Source organism: Pseudomonas sp. F007 (assembly GCF_057814275.1).
Genome location: NZ_JBVATA010000001.1, coordinates 841,366 through 864,630 on the forward strand (window position 1 = coordinate 841,366; position 23,265 = coordinate 864,630).

The 23,265-nt window shown below is 62.2% G+C and carries 24 protein-coding genes, 2 tRNA genes and 1 pseudogene; 17 read left to right on the forward strand and 10 right to left on the reverse strand.

The window, feature by feature from the left end; all coding sequences use genetic code 11:
- Nucleotides 1-24: 24 nt before the first annotated feature.
- The 9 genes from ACZYR5_RS03980 to ACZYR5_RS04020 all read left to right on the forward strand — a co-directional run bounded on the left by ACZYR5_RS03980 (nt 25) and on the right by ACZYR5_RS04020 (nt 7,831).
- Nucleotides 25-99: transfer RNA gene (locus tag ACZYR5_RS03980), tRNA-Gln, on the forward strand.
- Between the two features lie 46 nt (nt 100-145).
- Nucleotides 146-1,087: a ribose-phosphate pyrophosphokinase gene (locus ACZYR5_RS03985; RefSeq protein ID WP_003171603.1), complete on the forward strand. Its 942-nt coding sequence runs from the start codon at nt 146-148 to the stop codon at nt 1,085-1,087.
- A 139-nt stretch (nt 1,088-1,226) separates the two neighbouring features.
- Nucleotides 1,227-1,823 (forward strand): 50S ribosomal protein L25/general stress protein Ctc, encoded by a 597-nt coding sequence (locus ACZYR5_RS03990; protein ID WP_489087812.1) that lies wholly within the window; start codon nt 1,227-1,229, stop codon nt 1,821-1,823.
- A 169-nt stretch (nt 1,824-1,992) separates the two neighbouring features.
- Nucleotides 1,993-2,577, forward strand: a complete 585-nt coding sequence (gene pth, locus ACZYR5_RS03995; RefSeq protein ID WP_027619484.1) for an aminoacyl-tRNA hydrolase — start codon at nt 1,993-1,995, stop codon at nt 2,575-2,577.
- A 22-nt stretch (nt 2,578-2,599) separates the two neighbouring features.
- A complete protein-coding gene (gene ychF / locus ACZYR5_RS04000; RefSeq protein WP_489087811.1) occupies nt 2,600-3,700 on the forward strand; it encodes a redox-regulated ATPase YchF in 1,101 nt (366 codons plus the stop codon).
- A gap of 272 nt (nt 3,701-3,972) precedes the next feature.
- Nucleotides 3,973-5,229 carry an SfnB family sulfur acquisition oxidoreductase gene (locus ACZYR5_RS04005; RefSeq protein ID WP_489087810.1) on the forward strand — a complete coding sequence of 419 codons (1,257 nt, stop codon included), beginning with the start codon at nt 3,973-3,975 and terminating at the stop codon, nt 5,227-5,229.
- Nucleotides 5,230-5,233: 4 nt separating this feature from the next.
- Nucleotides 5,234-5,893: a methionine ABC transporter permease gene (locus tag ACZYR5_RS04010; RefSeq protein ID WP_489087809.1), complete on the forward strand. Its 660-nt coding sequence runs from the start codon at nt 5,234-5,236 to the stop codon at nt 5,891-5,893.
- Between the two features lie 19 nt (nt 5,894-5,912).
- Nucleotides 5,913-6,728, forward strand: a complete 816-nt coding sequence (locus tag ACZYR5_RS04015) for a MetQ/NlpA family ABC transporter substrate-binding protein (RefSeq protein ID WP_489087808.1) — start codon at nt 5,913-5,915, stop codon at nt 6,726-6,728.
- A gap of 23 nt (nt 6,729-6,751) precedes the next feature.
- Nucleotides 6,752-7,831 (forward strand): methionine ABC transporter ATP-binding protein, encoded by a 1,080-nt coding sequence (locus tag ACZYR5_RS04020; protein WP_489087807.1) that lies wholly within the window; start codon nt 6,752-6,754, stop codon nt 7,829-7,831.
- A 58-nt stretch (nt 7,832-7,889) separates the two neighbouring features.
- Here the strand turns inward: ACZYR5_RS04020 and ACZYR5_RS04025 are convergent, their stop codons facing one another.
- Complete coding sequence (locus ACZYR5_RS04025; protein ID WP_489087806.1) at nt 7,890-9,107, reverse strand: MFS transporter; 1,218 nt, start codon at nt 9,105-9,107, stop codon at nt 7,890-7,892.
- Between the two features lie 249 nt (nt 9,108-9,356).
- On the opposite strand from ACZYR5_RS04025, the gene ACZYR5_RS04030 reads away from it, so the two are divergent.
- A tRNA-Met gene (locus ACZYR5_RS04030) sits at nt 9,357-9,433 on the forward strand.
- A 72-nt stretch (nt 9,434-9,505) separates the two neighbouring features.
- On the opposite strand, the gene ACZYR5_RS04035 is transcribed toward ACZYR5_RS04030, so the two are convergent.
- Nucleotides 9,506-10,612, reverse strand: a complete 1,107-nt coding sequence (locus ACZYR5_RS04035) for a DUF2817 domain-containing protein (protein ID WP_489087805.1) — start codon at nt 10,610-10,612, stop codon at nt 9,506-9,508.
- Between the two features lie 178 nt (nt 10,613-10,790).
- Between ACZYR5_RS04035 and ggt the strand changes: the two genes are divergently transcribed.
- Nucleotides 10,791-12,632, forward strand: coding sequence for a gamma-glutamyltransferase (gene ggt, locus ACZYR5_RS04040; protein ID WP_489087804.1), 1,842 nt, complete (start codon nt 10,791-10,793; stop codon nt 12,630-12,632).
- Nucleotides 12,633-12,638: 6 nt separating this feature from the next.
- On the opposite strand, the gene ACZYR5_RS04045 is transcribed toward ggt, so the two are convergent.
- Nucleotides 12,639-13,115 carry a GNAT family N-acetyltransferase gene (locus ACZYR5_RS04045; RefSeq protein ID WP_489087803.1) on the reverse strand — a complete coding sequence of 159 codons (477 nt, stop codon included), beginning with the start codon at nt 13,113-13,115 and terminating at the stop codon, nt 12,639-12,641.
- 156 nt (nt 13,116-13,271) lie between these two features.
- Between ACZYR5_RS04045 and ACZYR5_RS04050 the strand changes: the two genes are divergently transcribed.
- Nucleotides 13,272-14,081 carry an AraC family transcriptional regulator gene (locus ACZYR5_RS04050; protein WP_489087802.1) on the forward strand — a complete coding sequence of 270 codons (810 nt, stop codon included), beginning with the start codon at nt 13,272-13,274 and terminating at the stop codon, nt 14,079-14,081.
- A 77-nt stretch (nt 14,082-14,158) separates the two neighbouring features.
- Complete coding sequence (locus tag ACZYR5_RS04055; RefSeq protein WP_489087801.1) at nt 14,159-14,527, forward strand: cupin domain-containing protein; 369 nt, start codon at nt 14,159-14,161, stop codon at nt 14,525-14,527.
- A 21-nt stretch (nt 14,528-14,548) separates the two neighbouring features.
- On the opposite strand, the gene ACZYR5_RS04060 is transcribed toward ACZYR5_RS04055, so the two are convergent.
- From ACZYR5_RS04060 to ACZYR5_RS04070, 3 genes and pseudogenes are all read right to left on the reverse strand, one after another.
- Nucleotides 14,549-15,133, reverse strand: a complete 585-nt coding sequence (locus ACZYR5_RS04060; protein WP_489087800.1) for a flavin reductase family protein — start codon at nt 15,131-15,133, stop codon at nt 14,549-14,551.
- A gap of 85 nt (nt 15,134-15,218) precedes the next feature.
- On the reverse strand, nt 15,219-15,650 hold the full coding sequence (locus ACZYR5_RS04065) for a methyl-accepting chemotaxis protein (RefSeq protein WP_489095155.1): 432 nt from the start codon (nt 15,648-15,650) through the stop codon (nt 15,219-15,221).
- A gap of 156 nt (nt 15,651-15,806) precedes the next feature.
- A pseudogene (locus ACZYR5_RS04070) lies at nt 15,807-16,535 on the reverse strand (PAS domain-containing protein); the annotation flags it as partial.
- A 157-nt stretch (nt 16,536-16,692) separates the two neighbouring features.
- On the opposite strand from ACZYR5_RS04070, the gene ACZYR5_RS04075 reads away from it, so the two are divergent.
- The gene (locus ACZYR5_RS04075) at nt 16,693-17,178 is read left to right on the forward strand and encodes a RidA family protein (RefSeq protein WP_489087799.1); all 486 of its coding nucleotides are present in this window, start codon (nt 16,693-16,695) and stop codon (nt 17,176-17,178) included.
- Nucleotides 17,179-17,184: 6 nt separating this feature from the next.
- Here the strand turns inward: ACZYR5_RS04075 and ACZYR5_RS04080 are convergent, their stop codons facing one another.
- Entirely contained in the window at nt 17,185-18,501 is a 1,317-nt protein-coding gene (locus ACZYR5_RS04080; RefSeq protein ID WP_489087798.1) for an MFS transporter, read from the reverse strand.
- Nucleotides 18,502-18,701: 200 nt separating this feature from the next.
- Between ACZYR5_RS04080 and ACZYR5_RS04085 the strand changes: the two genes are divergently transcribed.
- Nucleotides 18,702-20,120, forward strand: coding sequence for a short-chain fatty acid transporter (locus tag ACZYR5_RS04085; RefSeq protein ID WP_489087797.1), 1,419 nt, complete (start codon nt 18,702-18,704; stop codon nt 20,118-20,120).
- A 155-nt stretch (nt 20,121-20,275) separates the two neighbouring features.
- Nucleotides 20,276-20,815: an SET domain-containing protein gene (locus ACZYR5_RS04090; RefSeq protein WP_489087796.1), complete on the forward strand. Its 540-nt coding sequence runs from the start codon at nt 20,276-20,278 to the stop codon at nt 20,813-20,815.
- Here ACZYR5_RS04090 and can read toward each other — a convergent pair.
- Nucleotides 20,812-21,456 carry a carbonate dehydratase gene (gene can, locus ACZYR5_RS04095; protein WP_027619466.1) on the reverse strand — a complete coding sequence of 215 codons (645 nt, stop codon included), beginning with the start codon at nt 21,454-21,456 and terminating at the stop codon, nt 20,812-20,814. The two genes, ACZYR5_RS04090 and can, sit on opposite strands and share 4 nt — an antisense overlap.
- A gap of 152 nt (nt 21,457-21,608) precedes the next feature.
- Between can and ACZYR5_RS04100 the strand changes: the two genes are divergently transcribed.
- Nucleotides 21,609-22,007 (forward strand): serine kinase/phosphatase, encoded by a 399-nt coding sequence (locus ACZYR5_RS04100; RefSeq protein WP_489087795.1) that lies wholly within the window; start codon nt 21,609-21,611, stop codon nt 22,005-22,007.
- 42 nt (nt 22,008-22,049) lie between these two features.
- On the opposite strand, the gene rimI is transcribed toward ACZYR5_RS04100, so the two are convergent.
- Complete coding sequence (gene rimI / locus ACZYR5_RS04105; protein WP_027619464.1) at nt 22,050-22,502, reverse strand: ribosomal protein S18-alanine N-acetyltransferase; 453 nt, start codon at nt 22,500-22,502, stop codon at nt 22,050-22,052.
- A complete protein-coding gene (locus ACZYR5_RS04110; RefSeq protein WP_489088467.1) occupies nt 22,495-23,241 on the reverse strand; it encodes an energy transducer TonB in 747 nt (248 codons plus the stop codon). Before ACZYR5_RS04110 ends, rimI begins: the two co-directional genes overlap by 8 nt.
- Between the last annotated feature and the right edge of the window lie 24 nt (nt 23,242-23,265).

Consider the following 23,265-nt stretch of genomic DNA (forward strand, 5'->3'; position numbering starts at 1 on the left):
CTGGGTAATCGTTGCAACAAATACAGGGGCGTCGCCAAGCGGTAAGGCAGCAGGTTTTGATCCTGCCATGCGTTGGTTCGAATCCAGCCGCCCCTGCCATTTTCCTATACTCATCCAGGTTACCCTCAGCCTTCAGGTACTGCGCGTGTCCAAGATGATGGTCTTTACGGGGAACGCTAACCCCGATCTGGCTCGGCGTGTCGTACGTCAGCTGCATATCCCTCTCGGTGACATTTCTGTCGGTAAGTTCTCCGACGGCGAAATTACTGCCGAGATCAATGAAAACGTTCGCGGTAAAGACGTCTTCATTATTCAGCCGACTTGCGCTCCGACCAACGATAACCTGATGGAACTCGTCGTGATGGCTGATGCCTTCCGCCGTTCCTCAGCAACTCGAATCACTGCGGTGATCCCCTACTTTGGTTATGCCCGTCAGGATCGCCGTCCGCGTTCCGCACGTGTGGCTATCAGCGCGAAAGTCGTCGCTGACATGCTTACCGTAGTCGGCATCGATCGTGTCCTCACGGTTGATTTGCATGCTGACCAGATCCAGGGCTTCTTCGATATTCCGGTAGATAACATCTACGGCTCCCCAGTACTGGTGGATGACATCGAAGACCAACGCTTCGAAAACCTGATGATCGTGTCCCCGGACATTGGTGGCGTCGTGCGTGCACGGGCTGTTGCCAAATCCCTGGGCGTGGATCTCGGGATCATCGACAAGCGCCGTGAGAAAGCCAATCACTCTGAAGTGATGCATATCATCGGTGATGTCGAAGGGCGTACCTGCATTCTGGTTGACGACATGGTCGACACCGCCGGCACCCTGTGCCACGCGGCGAAAGCCCTGAAAGAGCATGGCGCTGCCAAGGTCTTTGCCTACTGCACACACCCTGTGCTGTCGGGTCGGGCGATCGAGAACATTGAAAATTCCGTGCTGGACGAGCTGGTGGTGACCAACACCATCCCGCTGTCCGCTGCAGCACAAGCCTGTGCACGTATCCGCCAGCTGGATATCGCACCGGTAGTTGCCGAAGCGGTCCGCCGCATCAGCAATGAAGAATCGATCAGCGCGATGTTCCGCTAAGGGCCCTGCCCTTCACGAACCTCTCGTTGATGAAAGCGCCCCGCCCCGGCATTCCTGTCGGGGCGGGGCTTTTTTGCCCATACCGTGTTTGGCGCTGGTCGCAAACGCCTGCCGGTAATGGCTATTTTGGAGATACAAAATGACTGATTTCATCCTGAACGCTCAAGCGCGTACTGACCTGGGGAAAGGTGCGAGCCGCCGCCTGCGTCACGCACTGAACATCCCTGCCGTTGTATACGGTGGCGACAAGCCTGCTGAATCCCTGACCATCGTGGCCAAGGAAATCGCCAAGCTGTTCGAAAACGAAGCTGCCTACAGCCACGTTATCGAACTGAACGTTGACGGCACCAAGCAGAACGTCATCGTTAAAGCGATGCAGCGTCACCCAGCCAAGCAATTCATCATGCACGCTGACTTCGTGCGCGTTGTTGCTGGCCAGAAACTGACTGCCAAAGTACCGGTTCACTTCATCAACGAAGAAGCACCGATCAAGAAAGGCGGCGAAATTTCTCACGTTGCCAACGAAATCGAAGTTTCTTGCGAAGCCAAGGACCTGCCTGAGTTCATCGAAGTTGACCTGGCTAACGCCGAAGTCGGCGCGATCATTCACCTGTCCGACCTCAAAGCCCCTAAAGGCGTTGAGTTTGTTGCTCTGGCCCACGGTAACGACCTGGCTGTTGCCAACGTTCACGCTCCACGTGTTGCTCCAGAAGCTGCAGAAGGCGCTGCAGAGTAATTTTACTCTGTACGCCGGAGTGACCCAGTAACATCGCGGACTGGAACGTAGCGAGAAAGCGGGCGGAACGCGGAGTTTACATCATGGTAAATGAGCATTTTTCGTCCACTTTCGCCGCAACCTCCACTTGCCGCGATCTTACTCACCACTCCAAGGAAGGGCCCCTGACGTGACTGCCATCAAACTGATCGTTGGCCTGGGAAATCCAGGCACCGAATACGAACAGACCCGGCATAACGCAGGGGCCCTTTTTGTTGAGCGCATCGCGCAAGCGCAGGGTGTCAACCTTGTGCCCGATCGCAAATATTTCGGCCTGACCGGACGCTTCTCGCATCAGGGTCAGGATGTTCGCCTGCTGATTCCCACCACCTACATGAACCGCAGCGGCCAGGCCGTGGCGGCACTGGCAGGATTTTTCCGGATCAAGCCGGAGGAAATACTGGTGGCGCATGACGAACTCGACTTGCCTCCCGGCGTAGCCAAGCTCAAACAGGGCGGCGGGCATGGCGGTCACAACGGGTTGCGCGACATCATCGCGCAACTGGGCAATCAGAATACGTTCTACCGCTTGCGGCTTGGCATTGGCCACCCGGGCGTTGCCAGTATGGTTTCTAACTTTGTCCTGGGTCGTGCGCCACGCGCCGAACAGGAAAAACTCGATGCCAGCATCGACTTTGCCCTCGGCGTGCTGCCGGATATCTTCGCCGGTGAATGGAACCGCGCGATGAAAAACCTGCACAGCCAGAAGGCCTGACTCTTATCCAAGGGGAAACACCATGGGATTCAATTGCGGCATCGTCGGCCTGCCTAACGTCGGCAAGTCCACCCTGTTCAACGCCCTGACCAAATCCGGTATTGCAGCGGAGAACTTCCCCTTCTGCACCATCGAGCCAAACAGCGGTATCGTGCCGATGCCGGATCCACGCTTGGACGCCCTGGCGGCCATCGTCAATCCCAAGCGCATCCTGCCGACCACCATGGAGTTCGTCGACATCGCCGGCCTGGTGGCCGGAGCCTCGAAAGGTGAAGGCCTGGGTAACAAGTTCCTGGCCAACATCCGCGAAACCGACGCCATCGCCCACGTGGTCCGCTGCTTCGAAGACGAGAACGTGATTCACGTCTCCAACAGCGTCGACCCGAAACGCGACATCGAAATCATCGACCTGGAACTGATCTTCGCCGACCTCGACAGCTGCGAGAAGCAACTGCAGAAAGTCGCGCGCAACGCCAAGGGCGGTGACAAGGACGCAGTGGTCCAGAAAGGCCTGCTCGAGCAACTGATCGCGCACTTCACCGAAGGCAAGCCAGCGCGCAGCCTGATGAAGAACATGGGCGCCGACGAGAAGGCAGTGATCAAGGGCTTCCACCTGCTGACCACCAAGCCGGTCATGTACATCGCCAACGTCGCTGAAGACGGTTTCGAGAACAACCCGCACCTGGACGTGGTCAAGGCCATCGCCGAAGAAGAAGGCGCCGTGGTCGTTCCGGTCTGCAACAAGATCGAGGCGGAAATCGCCGAACTCGATGACGGCGAAGAAAAAGACATGTTCCTCGAGGCCCTGGGCCTGGAAGAGCCTGGCCTGAACCGCGTGATCCGCGCCGGCTACGAAATGCTGCACCTGCAGACCTACTTCACCGCCGGTGTCGAAGAAGTCCGCGCCTGGACCGTACGCGTCGGCGCCACCGCGCCACAAGCCGCGGGCGTGATCCACACCGACTTCGAAAAAGGCTTCATCCGCGCCGAAGTGATCGCCTACAACGACTTCATCCAGTTCAAGGGTGAAGCCGGTGCCAAGGAAGCCGGCAAATGGCGCCTGGAAGGCAAGGATTACATCGTCAAGGACGGCGACGTGATGCACTTCCGCTTCAACGTGTAAGCCGCCAGCAGGATCCTGCTCGCAAACCAGCCCCCATACTCACTCGGTGAGATGGGGGTTTTTTATTGCCCGGCCATTACAGGTCCCGCCCAGCAACTGTTGGCCTGGCAACAGCAAATCAGCGCAATGCTGACTGCTGCAAACCCACGCCGCTGCCGATAATCCATAACCAATTGTTTTTATTGAATTTATTACCTGGCACAGGCTTTGCTCCTGACTCCATAGAACAGTGACCATCTGGATTACTGAGCCTATGCGACGAGACAACAGCCATGAGCCAGACCTTGAGTAACTCAACCCCTACACAGCCCCATGACACGGACTGGCGCCCCGCTCCGCCGGCGGCGAAAGCCCGGGTCATTCGAGACGACGCCCAGGCCCTGGAAGTGGCCGCCGAACTGGCCAGGCTATTCGCCGCCCAGGCGGGAGAACGGGATCGCCATCGCCTCCTGCCCTTCAGCGAGGTGGATGCCTATTCGCAAAGCGGCCTGTGGGGTATCACGATTCCCAAGGCATACGGCGGCGCAGAGGTATCCCAGGTCACCCTGGCCAAGGTCTTCGCGCTGCTGGCCGCGGGCGACGCCTCGGTCGCGCAGATTGCCCAGAACAGTTTCGAAATTCTCGAAGTCATTCGCCAGACCGGCAGCGAACATCAGAAGCGTGAACTGTTCAGCGCCGTGCTTGAGGGTCAGCGCCTGGGCAACGCGTTTTCCGAGGCCAATGGCAAGGACGTCGAAGCCTACGAAACCCGAATTGTCGACCAGGGTAACGGCGAGCATGTGGTCAACGGCCGCAAGTTCTATTCCACCGGCGCTCTGTTCGCCCATATCGTGCCGATCGTCGCCCTCGACGAAACCGGCAAGGTCACGGTCGCGCTGGCCGACAGGCACGCCGCTGGCCTGACCGTGGTCGACGATTGGTCGGCCTTCGGCCAGCGCACCACCGCCAGCGGTACGGTGCTGATCGATCAGGTACGGGTGCCGGCCTCGCGGGTGCTGCCGGCGCACCGGGTGTACGACCAGCCGAGCGCCGTCGGCCCGCAAAGCCAACTGATCCACGCCGCCATCGACGCCGGGATCGCCCGCGGCATCCTCCAGGCGACGGTGGACTTCGTCCGCCAACAGGCACGCCCGTGGATCGACAGCCACACACCCAAGGCCAGTGATGACGTGTTCACCATCGCCGCAGTCGGTGACCTGTTCATTCGCCTGCACGCCGCCGAGGCGCTGCTCGAGCGTGGCGCACGCCAACTCGATGCCACCCTGGCCCACACCGACCTGGACAGTATTGCCCTGGCCAAGATCGCCGTGGCCGAGGCGAAAGTGCTCACCACCGAAATCGCCCTGGCGGCCGCCAACAAGTTGTTCGAACTGGGCGGCACGCGCTCGACCCTGCAGAAACACAATCTCGACCGGCTCTGGCGTGATGCGCGCACCCACACCTTGCATGACCCGGTGCGCTGGAAACCGTTCGCGGTCGGGCAGTACTACCTCAACGCGATTCACCCACCGCTGCACTCGTGGATCTAAGGCCATGTCATTCGATCTCATCGACTGGAGCCAGATCAGCGACGCGAGCCTGGACACCTTGGCCATGCTCGGCGGCGCGCTGATTTTCACCGTGCTGTTCGGGCTGCCGCTGGGCGTTGCACTGTTCCTCACCGGCAAGCGCCAATTGCTCGAACAGCCGGCGCTCTATGGCTTCGTGTCATTCGTGCTGAACATCCTGCGCTCGGTACCGTTCATCATCCTGCTGATCGTGCTGATTCCCGTGACGACCTTGCTCACCGGCACCTCGCTGGGGGTTCGCGGGGTGATCCCGCCGCTGGTGGTGGGTACCACTGCATTCTTCGCACGCCTGGTGGAAACCGCGCTGCGCGAAGTGGATCGCGGCTTGATCGAGGCCGGTCAGTCGATGGGCGCCAGCACCTGGCAGATCGTCTGGTTCACCCTGCTGCCCGAAGCCCGGTTGGGCCTGATTTCGGCGGTGACGGTCACGGCCATTGTGCTGGTGGACTACACCGCGATGTCCGGCGCCATTGGCGGCGGTGGCATCGGTGACCTGGCGATCCGCTACGGCTACCAGCGCTTCCAGACCGAAGTAATGATCGTCACCGTGCTCCTGCTCATCGTCCTGGTGCAACTGCTGCAAACCACCGGTAACCGCCTCGTCGCGCATTTCAGTCGAAAATAATCGCAAAGGAACCACCACCATGAAACTCAGCAAATGGGCTGCCTTGACCCTGATCGCCTCCAACGTTCTATTCGCCAGCCTGACCCAGGCCGGGGAGAAACTGACTATCGGCGCCAGCCCGGTGCCCCACAGCGAAATCCTCGAATTCATCAAGCCGATCGTGGCCAAACAAGGCGTCGACCTGGATATCCGGGTGTTCTCCGATTACATCCAGCCCAATGCACAGCTGGTGTCCAAGCAGTTGGACGCCAACTACTTCCAATATCGCCCCTTCCTCAATGACTTCAACCGTGAGCGGCACACCCATCTGGTGCCGATTGTTCCGGTGCACATCGAACCCTTCGTCGCCTACTCGCAAAAAATCACCGACATCAGCCAGTTGGCCGACGGTGCCCGGGTCGCCATCCCCAACGACCCGGTGAATGGCGGACGCGGCCTGCTGGTCCTGCAGAAGCTGGGGCTGATCACCCTCAAGGGCAAGGCGCAACTGGATACCCCCGAGGACCCGTTGCCCACGTTGCGCGACATCACCGAGAACCCGAAGAAACTGAAGATCGTCGAACTGGAGTCGGCCATGCTCCCGCGCTCACTGGCCCAGGTCGACCTGGCCGCGCTGAATGGCAACTACGTGCTGGAGGCCAAGTTGCCGCTGGATAAATCGCTGTACATAGAAAAGGGCCAGGACGGCAAGAACATCTGGGGCGAGTACCTGGTCACGCGCCCGGAGAACGAGCACGACAAGGCGATCAAGATCGTTGCCGATGCCCTCAACAGCGATGACACCCGGGCGTTCATCAAGAGCCGCTACCAGGGCGCCATTTACCCGGCGTTCTAACCCAACCTGTGAGAGCGCCCTGTATGGCCTATCCCAACCTGGCTGACCGCCCTGAAGTGAAAATTCGCCTGAAGGCGGTCGGCAAGCGTTACCCCAACGGTGTGCGCGCGCTGCGCGACATCTCGCTGGACATCCATCGCGGCGAGATCTTCGGCATCATCGGCCGCAGTGGCGCCGGCAAGTCTTCGTTGCTGCGCATGCTCAACCTGCTGGAATCGCCCAGCGAGGGCGAGATCCTGGTGGACGGCGAAGACATCAGCCGCTTCAAACATCAGCGCCTGCGCGGACTGCGTCGCCGGGTGTCGATGATCTTCCAGCATTTCAACCTCATGTCCTCGCGCACTGTCGCGCAAAACATCGCCCTGCCGCTGCGCCTGCTCGGCGTGGCGCGCGAAGAGCGGCAGCAGCGGGTCGAGGAACTGCTGAAACTGGTGGGTCTGGAATCACGCCGCGATGCCTACCCGGCGCAACTGTCCGGCGGGCAAAAGCAGCGGGTGGGTATCGCAAGGGCCCTGGTGCTGCAGCCGGAAATCCTCTTGTGCGACGAAGCCACCTCGGCCCTGGACCCGGAAAGTACCCAGGCTATCCTCGCCTTGTTGCGCGATATCAATCGTCGACTGGGGCTGACGATTGTCCTGATTACCCATGAGATGGGGGTGATTCGCGATATTTGCGACCGCGTCGCCGTGCTGGATGAGGGGCAAGTGGTGGAGCAGGCAGAAGTCTGGAAAGTGTTCGGCGCACCGCAGCATGCGGTGACCCGCGCATTGCTCGGCGCACTGGAACATGCCCCACAGGAGACGGACGCGGGCGGGCGCGAAGGCCTCACCCTGGACCTGCGCTACGACGGCAGCGCCGGGCTGGAGCCGAGACCCGATGCAATCGCCACAGCGCTGGGAAAAAACCTGGTGCTGCTGCACGGCACGGTGGAACGCATCCAGGGCCGCTCGATTGGGCGCCTGCGCGTGCAGGTAACGGCCGAGCCCGGGCAATGGCAGGCAATCATCGCCAGGGCGCAAGGTGTTGCGGATCAGGTCGAGGTGATCAGCCGGCATCCGCCCCTGGAGCAGCCTGCGAGCGTGCGTCGGGTCGAGCGGGCCTGACTGTGCGCTGAAAAACACTGACGCGGCCCGGAAGACGGACCGCGCTTCAATGAACGCGTCAGGCCTTTTTCGAGCGCGGCAGGAAGATGGCCAAGACCCCGAGCAACGGCAGGAATGAGCAGAGGAAGTACACGTACTCGATGCCGTGAATGTCCGCCAGATAACCCAGCAACGCCGCGCCAATCCCGCCAAAACCGAACATCAGGCCGAAGAACACCCCGGCGATCATTCCCACATTGCCCGGCACCAGTTCCTGCGCGTAGACCACGATGGCCGAGAACGCCGATGCGAGGATGAAGCCGATCACTACGCTGAGAATGGTGGTCCAGAACAGGTCGACATGGGGCAACAGCAAGGTGAATGGCGCGACGCCGAGGATCGAGAACCAGATCACCGCCTTGCGCCCGATCTTGTCGCCGACCGGCCCACCGAAGAAGGTGCCCGCCGCCACCGCGCCGAGGAACAGGAACAGGTGCAGCTGGGAGCTGGCCACCGACAGGTCGAATTTCTCGATCAGGTAGAAGGTGAAGTAGCTGGTCAGGCTGGCCATGTAGAAATACTTGGAGAACACCAGCAGCCCAAGCACCACCAGCGCGCTGATCACCCGGCCCTTCGACAGCCCGTGAGTCGCCGCCTGGCCTTGCTTGAGCTTGAACAGGTTGAGGTGATTGGCGTACCAGCGACTGATGCGGTACAGCACCAGCAAGGCGAACACCGCGAACAGCCCGAACCAGGCCACATTGCCCTGGCCAAACGGGATGATGATCGCTGCCGCCAATAACGGACCGAAGGCCGAACCGGCATTGCCGCCCACCTGGAAGGTCGATTGCGCCAGGCCAAACCGCCCGCCCGAGGCCAACCGCGCCACGCGCGACGCTTCCGGGTGAAAGGTCGAGGAGCCGATGCCGATCAACCCCGCCGCCAGCAGAATCAGGGGAAAGCTGCCAACCTGGGACATCATCAGGATGCCGACCAGGGTGCAGATCATGCCCATGGGCAACAGATAGGGCTTGGGATGACGGTCGGTGTAATAGCCCACCCAGGGTTGCAGCAGCGACGCGGTCAGCTGGAAGGTCAAGGTGATCAGGCCGACCTGGGTGAAGGTCAGGCCGTAGCTGTCCTTGAGCATCGGGTAGATCGACGGCAGTACCGACTGGATCAGGTCGTTGATCAGATGCGCCAGGGCCACGGCACCGATGATGCGCATGACCAGGGGGCTACTTTGCGAAGTCGCAGGCGCCGCGGACGCGGCGGTTTGAGGGGTACTGATTGCCATGAGGGTTTCCAGACAGCGGATGGGCGCGCAATTGCAGGTGCGACAATGTGCCATTTTTCCCTGGGCAAAGGCCATCCCCTTAGCCTGCTAACTACTTTTCCGGATCATTCCGGACAGGGCATTCGTCGGCTGCGCACGCAAAAAATCGGTTTTTATCGGGGTTTGAGGGTAAGCAGTTGAAAGTGTAGAGAAATATTTTAGATTCATGCTTGACACATCATCGTCTCATGCCGATAATGCGCACCACTTGGCTACATAGCTCAGTTGGTTAGAGCATAGCATTCATAATGCTGGGGTCCGGGGTTCAAGTCCCTGTGTAGCCACCAAGTACTAAAAACGGCTTACCGCAAGGTAGGCCGTTTTTTTATGCCTGGCGAAAAGTCTCTCGCCAGGCAGGATCAAAGCGTGGGCAATGCCGCCAATGCCTTGTCCCAGATCTGCCGGGTACGCACCCAGACCATTTCCTGCCAGTCCGGGTCCGCCGGATAGAACTGCTCCAGCAGCCCAAGCTTGATCTCGCGCCCCACCTCGTCCAACGGATCGCCATGCAGGTGCAGCCAGTGATCGTCGCGCAGATGCTCATGCACCGCTTGCGTGGGATAGGTCCCGCACTCGATGACAAACGGCATCAGACGCGTCTGTGGCAGTGCATCGAGCAGCGCCTGCGAGGTGTAGCCGGTGGCTGAGGCGGCGATCCCGGTTTCGCTGTGCTGCGCAGTACCGGTCTGCACGGTGTACAACCACGGACCGAAAAGCGCCTGGGCCTGGGCCAGAGCCGGATACGCCGCCTGGCTGACGGTCAGCAGCATCGGGTGGCCGTATTCGCCGGCCCCGGTGTGCAGATCGAAGCACATCGCGACTTCGGCATGCGCCAGATGAGTGTCGATGATCCGGTGCAGCGTGCGGTTCGACCAGCTCGCCTCGAGGCCGCCGTAAAAAAAGCCGTCCGGATGACTGTGCTGGCCGCCCTCGACAATCGACATCACCGCCGGCCAGCCCTGCGCCTGCAACTGCTCGGCAAGCAGGGCATCGGCGCGCTGGCGCTGGGGCCCGCGCAACTCGGCAAAATCGTAGATGCCGTGCAGCGCGGCATAGGCCTGATTGTCCGGGAGCGCTGCGGAAAAATTCAGCTGATTGCGGTTAAGGTCGATGTTGTCTTCGTTGACCCGACGCAGCCATGCCGTCCCCCACGGGTTGATCAGGTGAATCACCACCAGCGCCACGTCCTCAGGCAGCGCAGAGCTCTCGGCCAGCGCACTGAGCCATTTGGCCTGACACTGCGAGCCGTAGTAGCCCTCGACGCCATGGGTGCCGCTGAGCAGCACCAGCAGGCGTTTGGCCGCGGGATCTCCCAACACCGCCACATCAGTGCCCAGGTCCTCGCCAAAGGGCCCCTTGAGCGGATGGGGATAGTGAGTCAGGCGGGCCCCCACGGCAGTGGCTGCGCTGAGGAACTGTTTACGCTGATCGGCGAAATTGAGGTGGTCTGGAAACACGCTGGGCATATCGACCTCTTGTTGTTTTGGGTGGGGTTCATCTCCTCGCGACCCTACAGAAAATTCCCCAGCGAATGAAGGACTCAAACCTCATATCCGTAGGCCAACCGCAAAAGGCCAGCGTTGCGGCGCACTCCTCACGCCGATACAGTCGCCAAATCTTTTATCCCATGGACGGAGTGCCCACGTGTTCCCTGCTTCTCTCCTGCACACCTATCGCCTCGGCGCCCTGTCGTTGATCGCCGGGACACTGGCGCTCGTCGCCTGTAACGCCCCGCCCGCCTCGACCGTCAGCGCCCTGCCCACGGCTCCGGAAGTCGCCTCGGGCTATCGCAGCGACCTGCGCACCCAACAGGCCAACCGGCACATGGCCGCCGCTGCCAACCCACTGGCGGCCGCCGCCGGACGCGAGATGCTGCGCCAGGGTGGTTCGGCGATTGATGCGGCGATCGCCATGCAGGCGGTGTTGACCCTGGTCGAGCCGCAATCGTCGGGGATCGGAGGCGGCGCGATGATCGTGCTCTGGGACGGCAAGGCCGTGCGCACCTACGACGGCCGCGAAACTGCACCGGCAGGCGCCAGCGAGACGCTGTTCCTGCAAGCCGACGGCAAACCGATGCCGTTCACCCAGGCGCAGATCGGCGGACGCTCGGTGGGCACGCCCGGCGTGTTGCGCGCCCTGGAAATGGCCCATCGCCAACATGGCCGCCTGCCCTGGGCATCCCTGTTCGAGCCGGCCATCGCCCTCGCGGAAAAGGGCTTCGCCATTTCGCCACGCCTGCACACCATGATCGCCACCGATCCGGCACTGCCAGGCTCGCCAGAAATGGCCAGGTATTTCCTGAATGCCGATGGCAGCCCGAAAGCGGTCGGAACCCTGCTGCAGAATCCGCCGCTGGCCAAGGTCCTCAAGCGCATTGCGACAGAGGGACCGGATGCGCTCTATCAAGGCCCGATTGCCGAAGAAATCGTCGCCCAGGTCCAAGGCAGCAAAAACCCGGGCAGCCTGTCCCTCAGCGACCTCAAAGGCTACCAGGCCAAGGAACGCGCACCGCTGTGCACCGACTACAAGCGCTGGCAGGTGTGTGGCATGCCGCCGCCCTCGTCGGGCGGGATCGCTGTCGCGCAGATTCTCGGCACTCTCCAGGCGCTGGAGGCACGCGACAACCGCCTGGCCCTGGCCTCGATGAAGCCGCTGAAGACGGACAAACCGGCCGGAATCGAGCCGCCCGCCGAGGCAGTCCACCTGATCGCCGAAGCCGAGCGCCTGGCCTACGCCGACCGCGCGCTGTACGTCGCCGACAGCGATTTCGTTCCGGTGCCGCTGGCCGGCCTGGTGGCGCCCACCTACCTGGCCAGCCGTGCCGCACTGATCGGCGAACGGAGCATGGGCAGCGCCCAACCCGGCACACCACCAGGGATTCAAGTGGCCTATACCGCGGATCGCTCGCCGTTGCGCATCTCGACGTCCCAGGTGGTCGCGGTGGACGACCTCGGTGGCGCCGTGTCGATGACCACCACCGTGGAAGCCGCCTTCGGTTCGCACCTGATGGTCCAGGGCTTCATGCTCAACAATCAGCTGACCGACTTTTCCTTCATCGCCCGGGAAAATGGCCTGCCGGTAGCCAACCGGGTCGAGCCTGGCAAACGCCCGCGTTCGTCGATGGCACCGACGCTGATTTTCGATCGGCAAAGCGGCGAACTGGTCGCCACTCTAGGTTCGCCGGGCGGCTCGCAGATCATCGAGTATGTTGCCAAATCGGCAATCGGCCTGCTCGACTGGCAACTCGATCCACAGGCAGCGATCAACCTGCCCAACTTCGGCAGCCGCAACGGGCCTACCGAGCTTGAGCGCGGCCAGTTCAGCCCGGCGTTGATCCAGGCACTCAAGGACAAGGGCCACGTGGTCAACGAGATCGACATGACCAGCGGCACCCAGGCCATCGTTCGCGTGCGTGATGCCCAGGGCAAGGCGTCGTGGGCTGGTGGGGCCGATCCGCGGCGTGAAGGTGAAGCCCTCGGCGATTGATCGCGATCAGGTCGCCAGGCGCAGATGAATCAGGGCCAGACGCCGGCCCTGCTTATCCTGGCGCTCTTCGACCGCATAGGGAACAAAGCCCAGTTTCGGGTAGAGCAGCAGCCCCGCCACATTGCTGTTGAAACACGACAAGGTGACTTCACCGGCCTGATGGCGGGTCCGCGCGATGTCGATCATCTGCTTGATGAGCTGCGCGCCGATGCCCTTGCCTCGGGTCTGCGGATCGACGATCACATTGCCGATGGTGCAGGTGCCCGCCTGCTCCCATTTGTAGAAGTTGGCGAAGCCCACCACCACGCCGTCGAGTTCGATGACCGTCGAATCCGAGCGTTTGTCGACCGAGGCCTGCAGTTGCGCCTCGGTCAACGGCCAGGTGGCGGCGGGGAAGAAGAAAAACTGCTCTTCCTCGGTGCGGGCAAAACTGCAGATGTGCGCAATGTCCTGCGCCTGTACGGCTCTGAAGGTGACACTCATGCTTGGCTCTCCCTATCCCTGTTGCGGCTCGACACTATGCAGCCTCACGTTCTACCCGAGCTTGCGTAGATCAATCAAGCCGTTGGCCGGCTGACAGCCGGCCTGCCGCTACGTTACCGTGTAAACCATGACTCAAGGCGTCAACGAAGACTTTCCATGAACAAGCCCCCTGCCCTCACCGACTGGTTGCATCGCGCCCCTGAAACTGCAGGGCTGGAGCGTATCGAAGCGTTTTTTGCCGGGCACGGCTATGAACTGCACCGCCACGACACCTACGCCATCGGCCACACCCTGGCCGGTGTGCAAAGCTTTCAGTACCGCGGCAGCTGGCGCCACAGCCAGCCGGGCAGCACCATGGTGCTGCACCCGGACGAGGCCCACGATGGCGAAGCCGGTACCGAGGAAGGCTTCAAATACCGGATGCTCTACGTCGAACCGGCGCTGATCCAGCAGATGCTCGGCGGCCAGCCGCTGCCCTACATCAAGACCGGGATTTCCAGCGATCCACGCCTGTTCGCCGCCGCCGGTGCATTGCTGCACAGCATTGATCGTCCACTCGAACCGCTGGAGCAGCAGGACGCGCTGTTCGACCTCGCCCAGGCGATGAGCCTGGTGTCCGGCAACCTGTCGCGGCACAAGCGCTTCGACTATCTGGCGGCAGAGCGCGCCCGCGAATTGATTCACGGCGCCCTCGATCAAAACGTGACCCTGGATCAATTGGCCGAACACAGCGGCCGCGACCGCTGGAGCCTGTCCCGTGACTTTCGCCTGCTGTTCGGCACCAGCCCCTATCGCTACCTGACCATGCGCCGTCTGGACCTGGTGCGTGCCCTGCTGATGCAAGGCGAGTCACTGAGCAATGCCGCACTGATCGCCGGCTTCAGCGACCAGAGCCACATGACCCGGCAATTCGGCAAGACCTACGGCCTGTCCCCGGCACGCTGGCTGAAAATGCACCGCGCCTGAGCGACGCACAATCGTGCAAGAAATGCCCAGGCGCCGCGACTAATCTGGGCTCGTCATTCACCCGAGCGAGCCTTGCCATGACTGCCTATCGAAGCCTGAATCTCAACGACAAACTGCACCAACTCAACGAGCACTGGTCGCCGCGAGTCATTGCCGAAATGAACGACTACCAGTTCAAGGTGGTGAAACTGCTGGGGGAATTCATCTGGCACGATCACCAGGATACCGACGAGACCTTCATCGTCCTCGAAGGCCAGTTGCGTATCGATTTTCGCGACGGCCAGGTGCTGGTGAATGCGGGTGAGATGTACGTGGTGCCCAAGGGGGTCGAGCACAAACCCTTTGCCGAGCAGGAAGTCAGCCTGATGCTGATCGAACCCCGGGGCGTGCTCAATACCGGTGCTGAAGGTGGCGTGCGCACGGCGCAGAATGATCAGTGGATCTGACCCTGCACGCCACTTGCTGACTCACTCAGCGTCGAGCAGCTTGCCGGTCACGGGCTCACCGATGGTGAGGAAATGCCCGCCGGCCACATGGTGCAAGGTGCGCAACTCGTCGTGCCCTTCGAAGTGCCAGCGGCCATCGCTGAAAACCCGCTCGTCGGCTTGCGCAGCGATCACTTCAGCGAGAAACAGGTCGTATTGCTGGTGGTTGTGCGGCTCGGGCAGCAGCCTGCATTCCAACCAGGCAACACAGCCCTCAAGCATTGGCGCCGCGAGTTGCTCACCGGCGAAGGTTTGCAGGTCATAGGCCTGAAACTTGTCCTGCTGCGCGCCGCTGGTCGAGCCGACGGTCTGCACGATATCGGCCTGGGCGGCACAGGGCACGTTGAGCACAAAGGTACCGGACGCTTCCAGCAATTGGCGGGTCCAGGTGGACTTATCGAGTACCACGGCGACCTTCGGTGGCTCGAAGTCCAGCGGCATCGCCCAGGCGGCAGCCATGATGTTGCGCTTGCCCTCATGGGCGGCACTGACCAGCACCGTCGGCCCGTGATTGAGCAGGCGATAGGCTTTGGACAGTGGAACCGAACGACGATGGGAACTGCTCATGAGGCGTGCATCTCGCAATCAAACAAAATGTAACGCTATCGCAAAGACCTGCCCCTGACCACCTGGCGGCGCGTCAGGATGCGCCTCAGCTCGACAGCTGGCTGGTGAACTGGCCAATCGCATCCACCACCTTCTGCGCGCCATCCTGGATCTCGACGATCACCGTGCCCGCCTCGGCCGCCAGCGCCAGCCCGTGCTCGGCCTGCTGCTTGCCGTCGGTCATCAGGACCACCGCGTCGCGCGCCATGTCCTGGTTCTGGCGCACCACGCCGACGATTTCTTCGGTGGCCTTGCTGGTGCGCGACGCCAGTTGCCGCACCTCGTCCGCCACCACCGCAAAACCGCGCCCCTGCTCGCCGGCCCGGGCCGCTTCGATGGCCGCGTTGAGCGCCAGCAGGTTGGTCTGCTCGGCAATCGCGCTGATGGTCTTGACGATGCTGCCGATCACCAGCGACTGCTCGTTCAGCGCCTCGATACCCTCACCGGCTTGTTGCATATGCCGGGACAGTTCGCGCATCACGTCCACGGCCTGGGTCACCACCGCCGTGCCACGCTGCGCACAGCTATCGGTCTGCAACGACGTGCTGTAGGCAATGTTCGCGGCCTCGGCGACCGCCTGTTCCTGCTTGACCTGCTCGGTGATCACGGTGGCGAACTTGACCACTTTGTACAGTTTGCCATTGGCATCGTGCACCGGGTTGTAGGACGCCTCGAGCCACACCACCCGGCCCTGGCTGTCGACGCGCTTGAAGCGATCGGCGACATACTCGCCCTGGTTCAGCCGATGCCAGAACGCCTGATAGCCGGCACTGTTGGCTTCCTCTGGCTCGCAGAACTGCCGGTGATGCTTGCCCTTGATCTGCGCCAGGCCATACCCCATGCCATTGAGGAAACGCTCGTTGGCGTTCAATACATGGCCGCCAAGGTCGAATTCGATCACCGCCGTGGAACGAACCAATGCGCCGATCAGGTTCTCGTGCTCGCGCGAGGACTCGATGGTACGGGTCAGGTCACTGGAATAAATCGAGATGTGCCGGATCCGCCCGTCCGCCGCCCGTATCGGTTGCGCGATCGAGCGCAGCCAGGCTTCCTGGCCGTTGCCACGCAGCAGGCGTACGGCACCGGCGAAGTGCTCGCCACGAGTCAAGGCATGGCGAAAGCGCAGGTGAAACTCATCGTTCTTGACCTGCGCCGGGACGATGTCCTCGATGTGCCGCCCCAGCAACTCGCTGTCCTTGTAGAGCATCTCCTGGGCGAAGTTGGGATTGATCGAGTGCACCCTGCCATCCGGGTCCAGGGTGAGCACCAGCATCTCGCTGTCGAGGCTTTCCTTCACTTGCTGCAGGCTGGAGAGTTCCTCGCGAAGAGCGGTCAGCTCCTGCTTCAAACGTTTATTGAACATGGGGGGATACACCGATGGGCAGGGTTGAGTGCGTCGCTATACATCGCCATCGGCCTTGTACAAGTTTTCTGAAGGACATTGTCGACCTGTACAAGAAAAATAATTGCCCTTGGCGCTATAGTCAGCGCGCGCCCCCCAACCCCAGGAGACACACCCCATGGATCAATCACGCAAGACGCTGTTCGAGGGTTTCGCCCAGCAACTGGGTCATCGCTTCGACGGCGAGATGCGCATCGGTGGCAACTACGTGCCAGCGGTACGCAACGGCAACGAGCTCTACATCAGTGGGCAGATCCCGCGCATCGACGATACGGTGATGGTGGTCGGCCGAGTGGGTGCCGAGGTATCCCTGGAACAGGGCCGGCTGGCGGCGAAGATTTGCACGATGCGCGCCCTGGCCATTCTCACCCAACAGCTCGGCGACCTGGAGAGCATCGAGCGGGTTCTGCGGATCAATGTCTATGTGCGCAGCGCCGAAGACTTCACCCAGCAGAGCGAAGTGGCCGACGGCGCCTCGGAGGTGCTTTACGGGGTGTTCGCCGAGGCCGGCGTGCACACGCGGACCTCGGTGGGGGTGTATCAACTGCCCAAGGGCGCCGCGGTCGAAGTCGACATGATTGTCGCGCTCAAACCGGCCGGCTGATGCCCCTCAAGAGCAGCAGGGTGCGGCCGTCTGCTGGTTGGCCAGCGGCAGCCGCGCACCGAAGTACAGCGCCGCGCCCATGCCCACTGCGCCCATCACTGCGCAGAAGATCACGCAGATCCATGGGCTCCAGGGCATCAGGCCGATCAGCAGCAACGGCGTGATGCTGGCCCAGATCGCGTAGGCGATGTTGTAGGTGAAGGAGATGCCCGAGACGCGAATCCGCGCCGGGAACAGGTTGACCATCACCGACGGCACCGCCCCCACCACCCCGCAACACAAGCCGGCGATCACGTACGCCAGCGCCACCCACTGCCCCCCACCGATCAGGCTGGCGTAGAGCACGCCGATCCCCAGCGGCAGCAGCAGGCTGTAGAGCATGACGGTGCGCCAGGCACCGATGCGGTCGACGATCAGGCCGGCAATCACGCAACCGATATTCAGAAAGACGATGCCCAGACTGCTGAGGGCGAAGGTGTGGCTGGCGGTCATGCCGAAGGTTTTCTGCATCATGGTCGGGGTGATGACGACGAAGGTCACCACCGCCGAAGTCAGGACGCAGGTGAGGATGGCCGCGGGCAGCATCGCCAGGCGGTGCTCGCGCAGTACCGTGCGCAGCGGCAATTCGACGTGAGTCTCACGGCTGGCCTGCAGGGCCATGAACACCGGGGTTTCATTGAGCCAGCGGCGCAACCAGACGCCGATCACGCCAAACACGCCGCCCAGCAGGAACGGGTAGCGCCAGGCGTAATCGAGGATTTCCGCCGGGGTGAACAGCTGCGCCAGCAGGGTCGCAGTCAGTGCGCCGATCAGGTAACCGAAGGTCAGCCCGGCCTGCAGGAAACCCAAAGCGTAACCACGGTGCCCGGCAGGCGCGTGCTCGGCGACGAAGGCCCAGGCGCTGGGCACTTCACCGCCGACGGCGGCGCCCTGGAACACCCGCAGCAACAGCAACAGCAAAGGCGCGAAGTAACCAATCTGGGCGTAGGTCGGCATGATCCCGATGAGCAGGCACGGCAGCGCCATCATCAGGATGCTCAAGCTGAAGACCTTCTTGCGCCCCAACCGGTCGGCAAAGTGCGCCATCAGGATCCCGCCCAGCGGTCGGGCGAGGTAACCGGTGACGAAGATCCCGAAACTCTGCAGCAGGCGCAGCCACTCGGGCATTTCCGGCGGAAAGAACAGCTGGCTGAGGGTCAGGGCGAAAAACACGAAGATGATGAAGTCGTAGATTTCCAGGGCCCCGCCCAATGCCGCCAGGCTCAAGGTCTTGTAATCCGACCGGGAGAATGGCGTGGGTCGAGTATCGGCAGTGGCAGTCATAAGCAGGCTCGAAAACTGGAGATAAAACACGGCGCCCATGGTCTACGCAAAAGGGCTCCCGGACAAGCCGTTAGACCATAGTCCCAATTTCTCGATACACAACCGCAAATGTCCCGGGATTGCTTTATGGTTGAGGCCTGACCGACCCGGTCCGTGCGGCCCGGTTGGCACCACAATAAACATAAAAATGAGGTACTTACGTGTCCGTAGAAATTGCAGACAGCCGTTCCGCGCGCTTTGCCCTGCGCTGTTCGAACTTTGCCGAGCGCTGGTTTCCCGACTCCTGGGTATTCGCCGCGCTCGCCGTGATCATCGTCGCGCTCGCCACCCTGGCCATGGGCGCCAAGCCCACCGATGCCGCCATGGCCTTTGGTGACGGCTTCTGGAGCCTGATCCCGTTCACCATGCAGATGGCCTTTGTGGTGATTGGTGGCTATGTGGTCGCCAGTTCGCCACCGGCGGTGAAGCTGATCGACCGCCTGGCACGCATTCCGAAGAACGGCCGCTCGGCGGTGGCCTGGGTGGCATTGATCTCGATGGTCGCCTCGCTGCTGAACTGGGGCCTGTCGCTGGTGTTTGGCGGCTTGCTGGTGCGGGCACTGGCCCGGCGTACCGATCTGCACATGGACTACCGTGCCGCCGGCGCTGCAGCCTACCTGGGACTGGGTGCGGTCTGGGCGCTGGGCCTGTCGTCCTCGGCGGCCCAATTGCAGGCCAACCCGGCCAGCCTGCCGCCGTCGATTCTGGCGATCACCGGGGTGATTCCGTTCACCGAGACGATTTTCCTCTGGCAATCCGGCGTCCTGCTGCTGGCCCTGATCGTGGTCTCGCTGATTGTCGCCTACGCCACCGCGCCCGGCCCCAACTCTGCGCGCGACGCCAAGGCCTGCGGCGTCGACCCCAGCTTCAGCATGCCGGCGCTGGCGCCGCGCACCCGACCTGGCGAGTGGCTGGAGTACAGCCCGCTGCTGACCATCCTGCTGGTGCTGTTGGCGGCGGGTTGGCTGTTCCATGAGTTCTCGACCAAGCCGGCGATCAGCGCGATCTCGGGCCTGAACACCTACAACTTCCTGTTCCTGATGCTCGGCGCGCTGCTGCACTGGCGCCCGCGCAGCTTCCTCGACGCCGTGGCCCGTGCGGTGCCGACCACCACCGGGGTGATGATCCAGTTTCCGCTATACGGTTCGATTGCCGCGCTGATGACCGTGGTCAAGGGCGCCGAAGGCCAGACCCTGGCCCACCATATTTCCACCTTCTTCGTCAGCTTCGCCTCGCACGACACCTACGCCGTGCTGATGGGCGTGTACTCGGCCATCCTCGGTTTCTTCATCCCCTCGGGCGGTGGCAAGTGGATCATCGAGGCACCTTACGTGATGCAGGTGGCCAATGACCTGGAATATCACCTGGGCTGGGCGGTGCAAATCTATAACGCGGCGGAAGCCTTGCCGAACCTGATCAACCCGTTCTACATGCTGCCGTTGCTGGGGGTGCTCGGCTTGAAGGCGCGGGACCTGATCGGCTTTTCGTTCGTGCAGTTGCTGGTGCACACGCCGCTGGTGCTGTTTCTGCTGTGGGCACTGGGGACGACGCTGGCGTATGTGGCGCCGGTGATGCCGTAGGCCATTTGAGCAGCAACCTGCAGGGCCGCACCTGTCAGACCTGACAGTAGACCCTGCAGATTAATTGCGCGACGCTGGGGTGGCACTCACATGGCGACAGGGCTGACAGGATGGCCCGTCACGGCAATCGCCGCCATGCCCAGACAGGGACAGTTATGAAACCCCAGGCCAACGCCCGGTCATTGCCGGACACCTGCATTTATCCGTTTGCCGCCCTCAGCGCCGAACAGGGCTACCCCTCACCGGTGGACTTCACCGTCACCAGTCGCAACAAACAACCCGGGCTGGGCGTGGTGGCCCAGCGTCACTACCCGCGCATCACCCGCATGTGCCGCATTTCCGGACAGTTGATGCACCGCCGGCAACTGCACACAGTGCAACTGGCGCCGGGCATTCACGTCTACGATCCTTATCTGTGCGGGCGCTTGCCCCACGCCTGCGACCCCAACGTGTTTCTCGACATGAGCGAGCTTTGGATGTGGGCGCTGCAAGACATCAGCCCAGGCACTGCACTGTGCATGGACTACGCCAGCACCGAAGCCAGATTGATGCGCCAGTTCGCCTGCCAATGCGGCGCCCCCCGCTGCCGAGGCTGGATCACCGGCTACGACGAACCGCCCAGCGCAGAAGGCATGCTGTATCTGCAGGGATGGCGTCGCAAGGTCCCTGGCGACCAGGGACCCGGGGCTGTTTAGGGCGCGTCGACCGGACGCAGGCGGTACTGCGGCGGCAATTGCTCGGCGCCGCTGATGGTGGCGTTGAGGCTTTTCCAGCGACCGTCCTTGATGCCGTAGATGCAGCCGTGAACCGACAGCTTCTGGCCACGGTGCCAGGCGTTCTGCACGATGCTGGTATGACCGACGTTGGCCACCTGCTGGATCACGTTCAATTCACACAGGCGATCAACCCGCTCTTCTTCCGTTGGCAATTGCGCCAGGGCGTCACGGTGCTCGTAGTACAGATCGCGAATCGAGCGCAGCCAGCCATCGATCAGGCCAAACTGACGGTCCTGCATCGAGGCGCGCACGCCGCCACAGCCATAGTGGCCAGTGACCAGGATGTGTTTGACCTTGAGCACATCGACCGCGTACTGAATTACCGACAGGCAGTTCAGGTCGGTGTGCAGCACCACGTTGGCCACATTACGGTGGACGAACAGATCGCCAGGCAACATGCCGACGATTTCGTTGGCCGGCACTCGCGCATCGGAACAGCCGATCCACAAGTACTCCGGCGTCTGCTGACGCGCCAGCTTGGCGAAGAAGTCAGGGTCTTCCTGCTTGATCGCATCAGCCCAGCGCTCGTTGTTATCAATCAGATCTTGTAATTCGTTCATGTTCTGAAGCCTCAAGAATGATGCGCTGGTTTGACTGCCGAGCGTCTGCCGAGGTCACGTGGCAATGTGCGATTAGCGAGGGTGGAAAAGCCCGGGAATCTTCAAGGGTAGCGCCTGTCCACCTTATAAGCCCCCCATTATGAGGATTTGCCATGACTGATTCGCGACGTCCGTTTGGCGCAGAACAACCCGAGCCCATCGACGACAACGAAGACCGCATGGGCTCGATGCATGAGTTGAACTTTGATGAAGAACCAGAAAATTCGCTGATCGGCGACGAGTTGCCGGAGCACCTGCGCCAGCACCCTGCCCCGCGCAAGCCGGCGCGTCATATCGATGCTGGCGATACGGATGATGAGGAGGCCAGCGATGACGAGCTCACGCCGGGAAACATGATTCGTGAAGACGGCGCACGCGATGCTCATGACACCGGCGGTGACGATGCGGCCGATTGGGACTTGAGCGTTGTAAACGAAGGCGAGATCGGGGGCGGTAACGGGCTGGATGAAGCCGAACTGGCGCGACGCGACCCGCTGGATCGCAAGCGTTGAAACCGTGACGAGGGTGTTACGCCCTCGTCATTGCAGCGCTGGCTAGTCCACCAGGGTGCAGGCCATCACCACCGCATCTTCGCGCCCACCGACGGCCGGGTAGTAGTCCCGACGACGACCGATTTCGTTGAAGCCATAACGCTCGTACAGGCTGAACGCCGCGCGGTTGCTGTCGCGAACCTCGAGGAAGCATTCCCGGGCGTCCGCCTTGTAGGCAATCGACATCAAGTGCTCGAGCAGCGCCAGCCCGAGCCCACGGCCCTGGTTTTCCGGCTTGACCGTGATGTTCAGCAGGTGCGCTTCGTCGAGAATGATCTGCACCACGCCGTGGCCGACCTGTTGCTCGCCCTCGAACATCAGCCAGATCTGATATTTACCCAGGCCATCGAGAAAGATCCCACGGGTCCAGGGGTGACTGAACGCCGCGTATTCAATTTTCAGCACAGCGTCGAGGTCCGCCTCGGTCATCGGGCGGAACGTTACAGCATCACTCATTGGGTTCTTTCCAGCGCGCCATCAGCCGACGCATGGCTTGCCAGACATCAGCCTTACGCTGTGGCTCTTCCATTAACAGTTCCAGCCCGGGCAAGGCCCAGGCCGTTCCCAGGCCTTCGACCTGGAGTTCGCGATTGTAGGACTCGGCACCCGCCTCGCCGGCGAAACGTACCGCCGGCAGGCCAATCAACCACAGGCATGCACAGGGCGCGTCTTCCAACCGGGCCGAAAGGAAGCCCTGGACAAAATCCCGCGCCGCCTCGGGCCCCTGATCGAGGGCGCCACGTACCAGCAGCGGCCAGCGCACCGGCTCGCCGATGATTTGCGGACTGTCCGGCAGGCCGGCGGCGCGCAGCATGTCCTTGAGCAGCAGGTAGGCCGGGTCGCGGCTCTGGAAGGCCTCCCCCGTGGGCAGCTCCACCAGCACCAGGCAACGTCCGGCGCGCAGCAGTTGCAGGGCAAAGCGCGGCGGCGGAATCTGTGGCGCCTTGACCACCACCGGCTCGGCCTCGGCGGCCTCGAGCGGTTTGCTCGACGGACGCGCCGCTGCGGGCGTCGGCCGTGGCACCTCGATTTTCACCCGCTCGCTCGGTCTGACCGGCGGTTCAGCCTGGGCATTGGCGACCGGCACCGGCGCGATCGGCGCCTCGACCACCGGCTCCAGCGCTTGCAGCAGCTCGGGCCGCGACGGCGCGGCAAAGGGCAATTCGGTACGCGGCAGCCAGTTGACCACCTGCATGGCGGTCAGATAGGCGCGGCGACG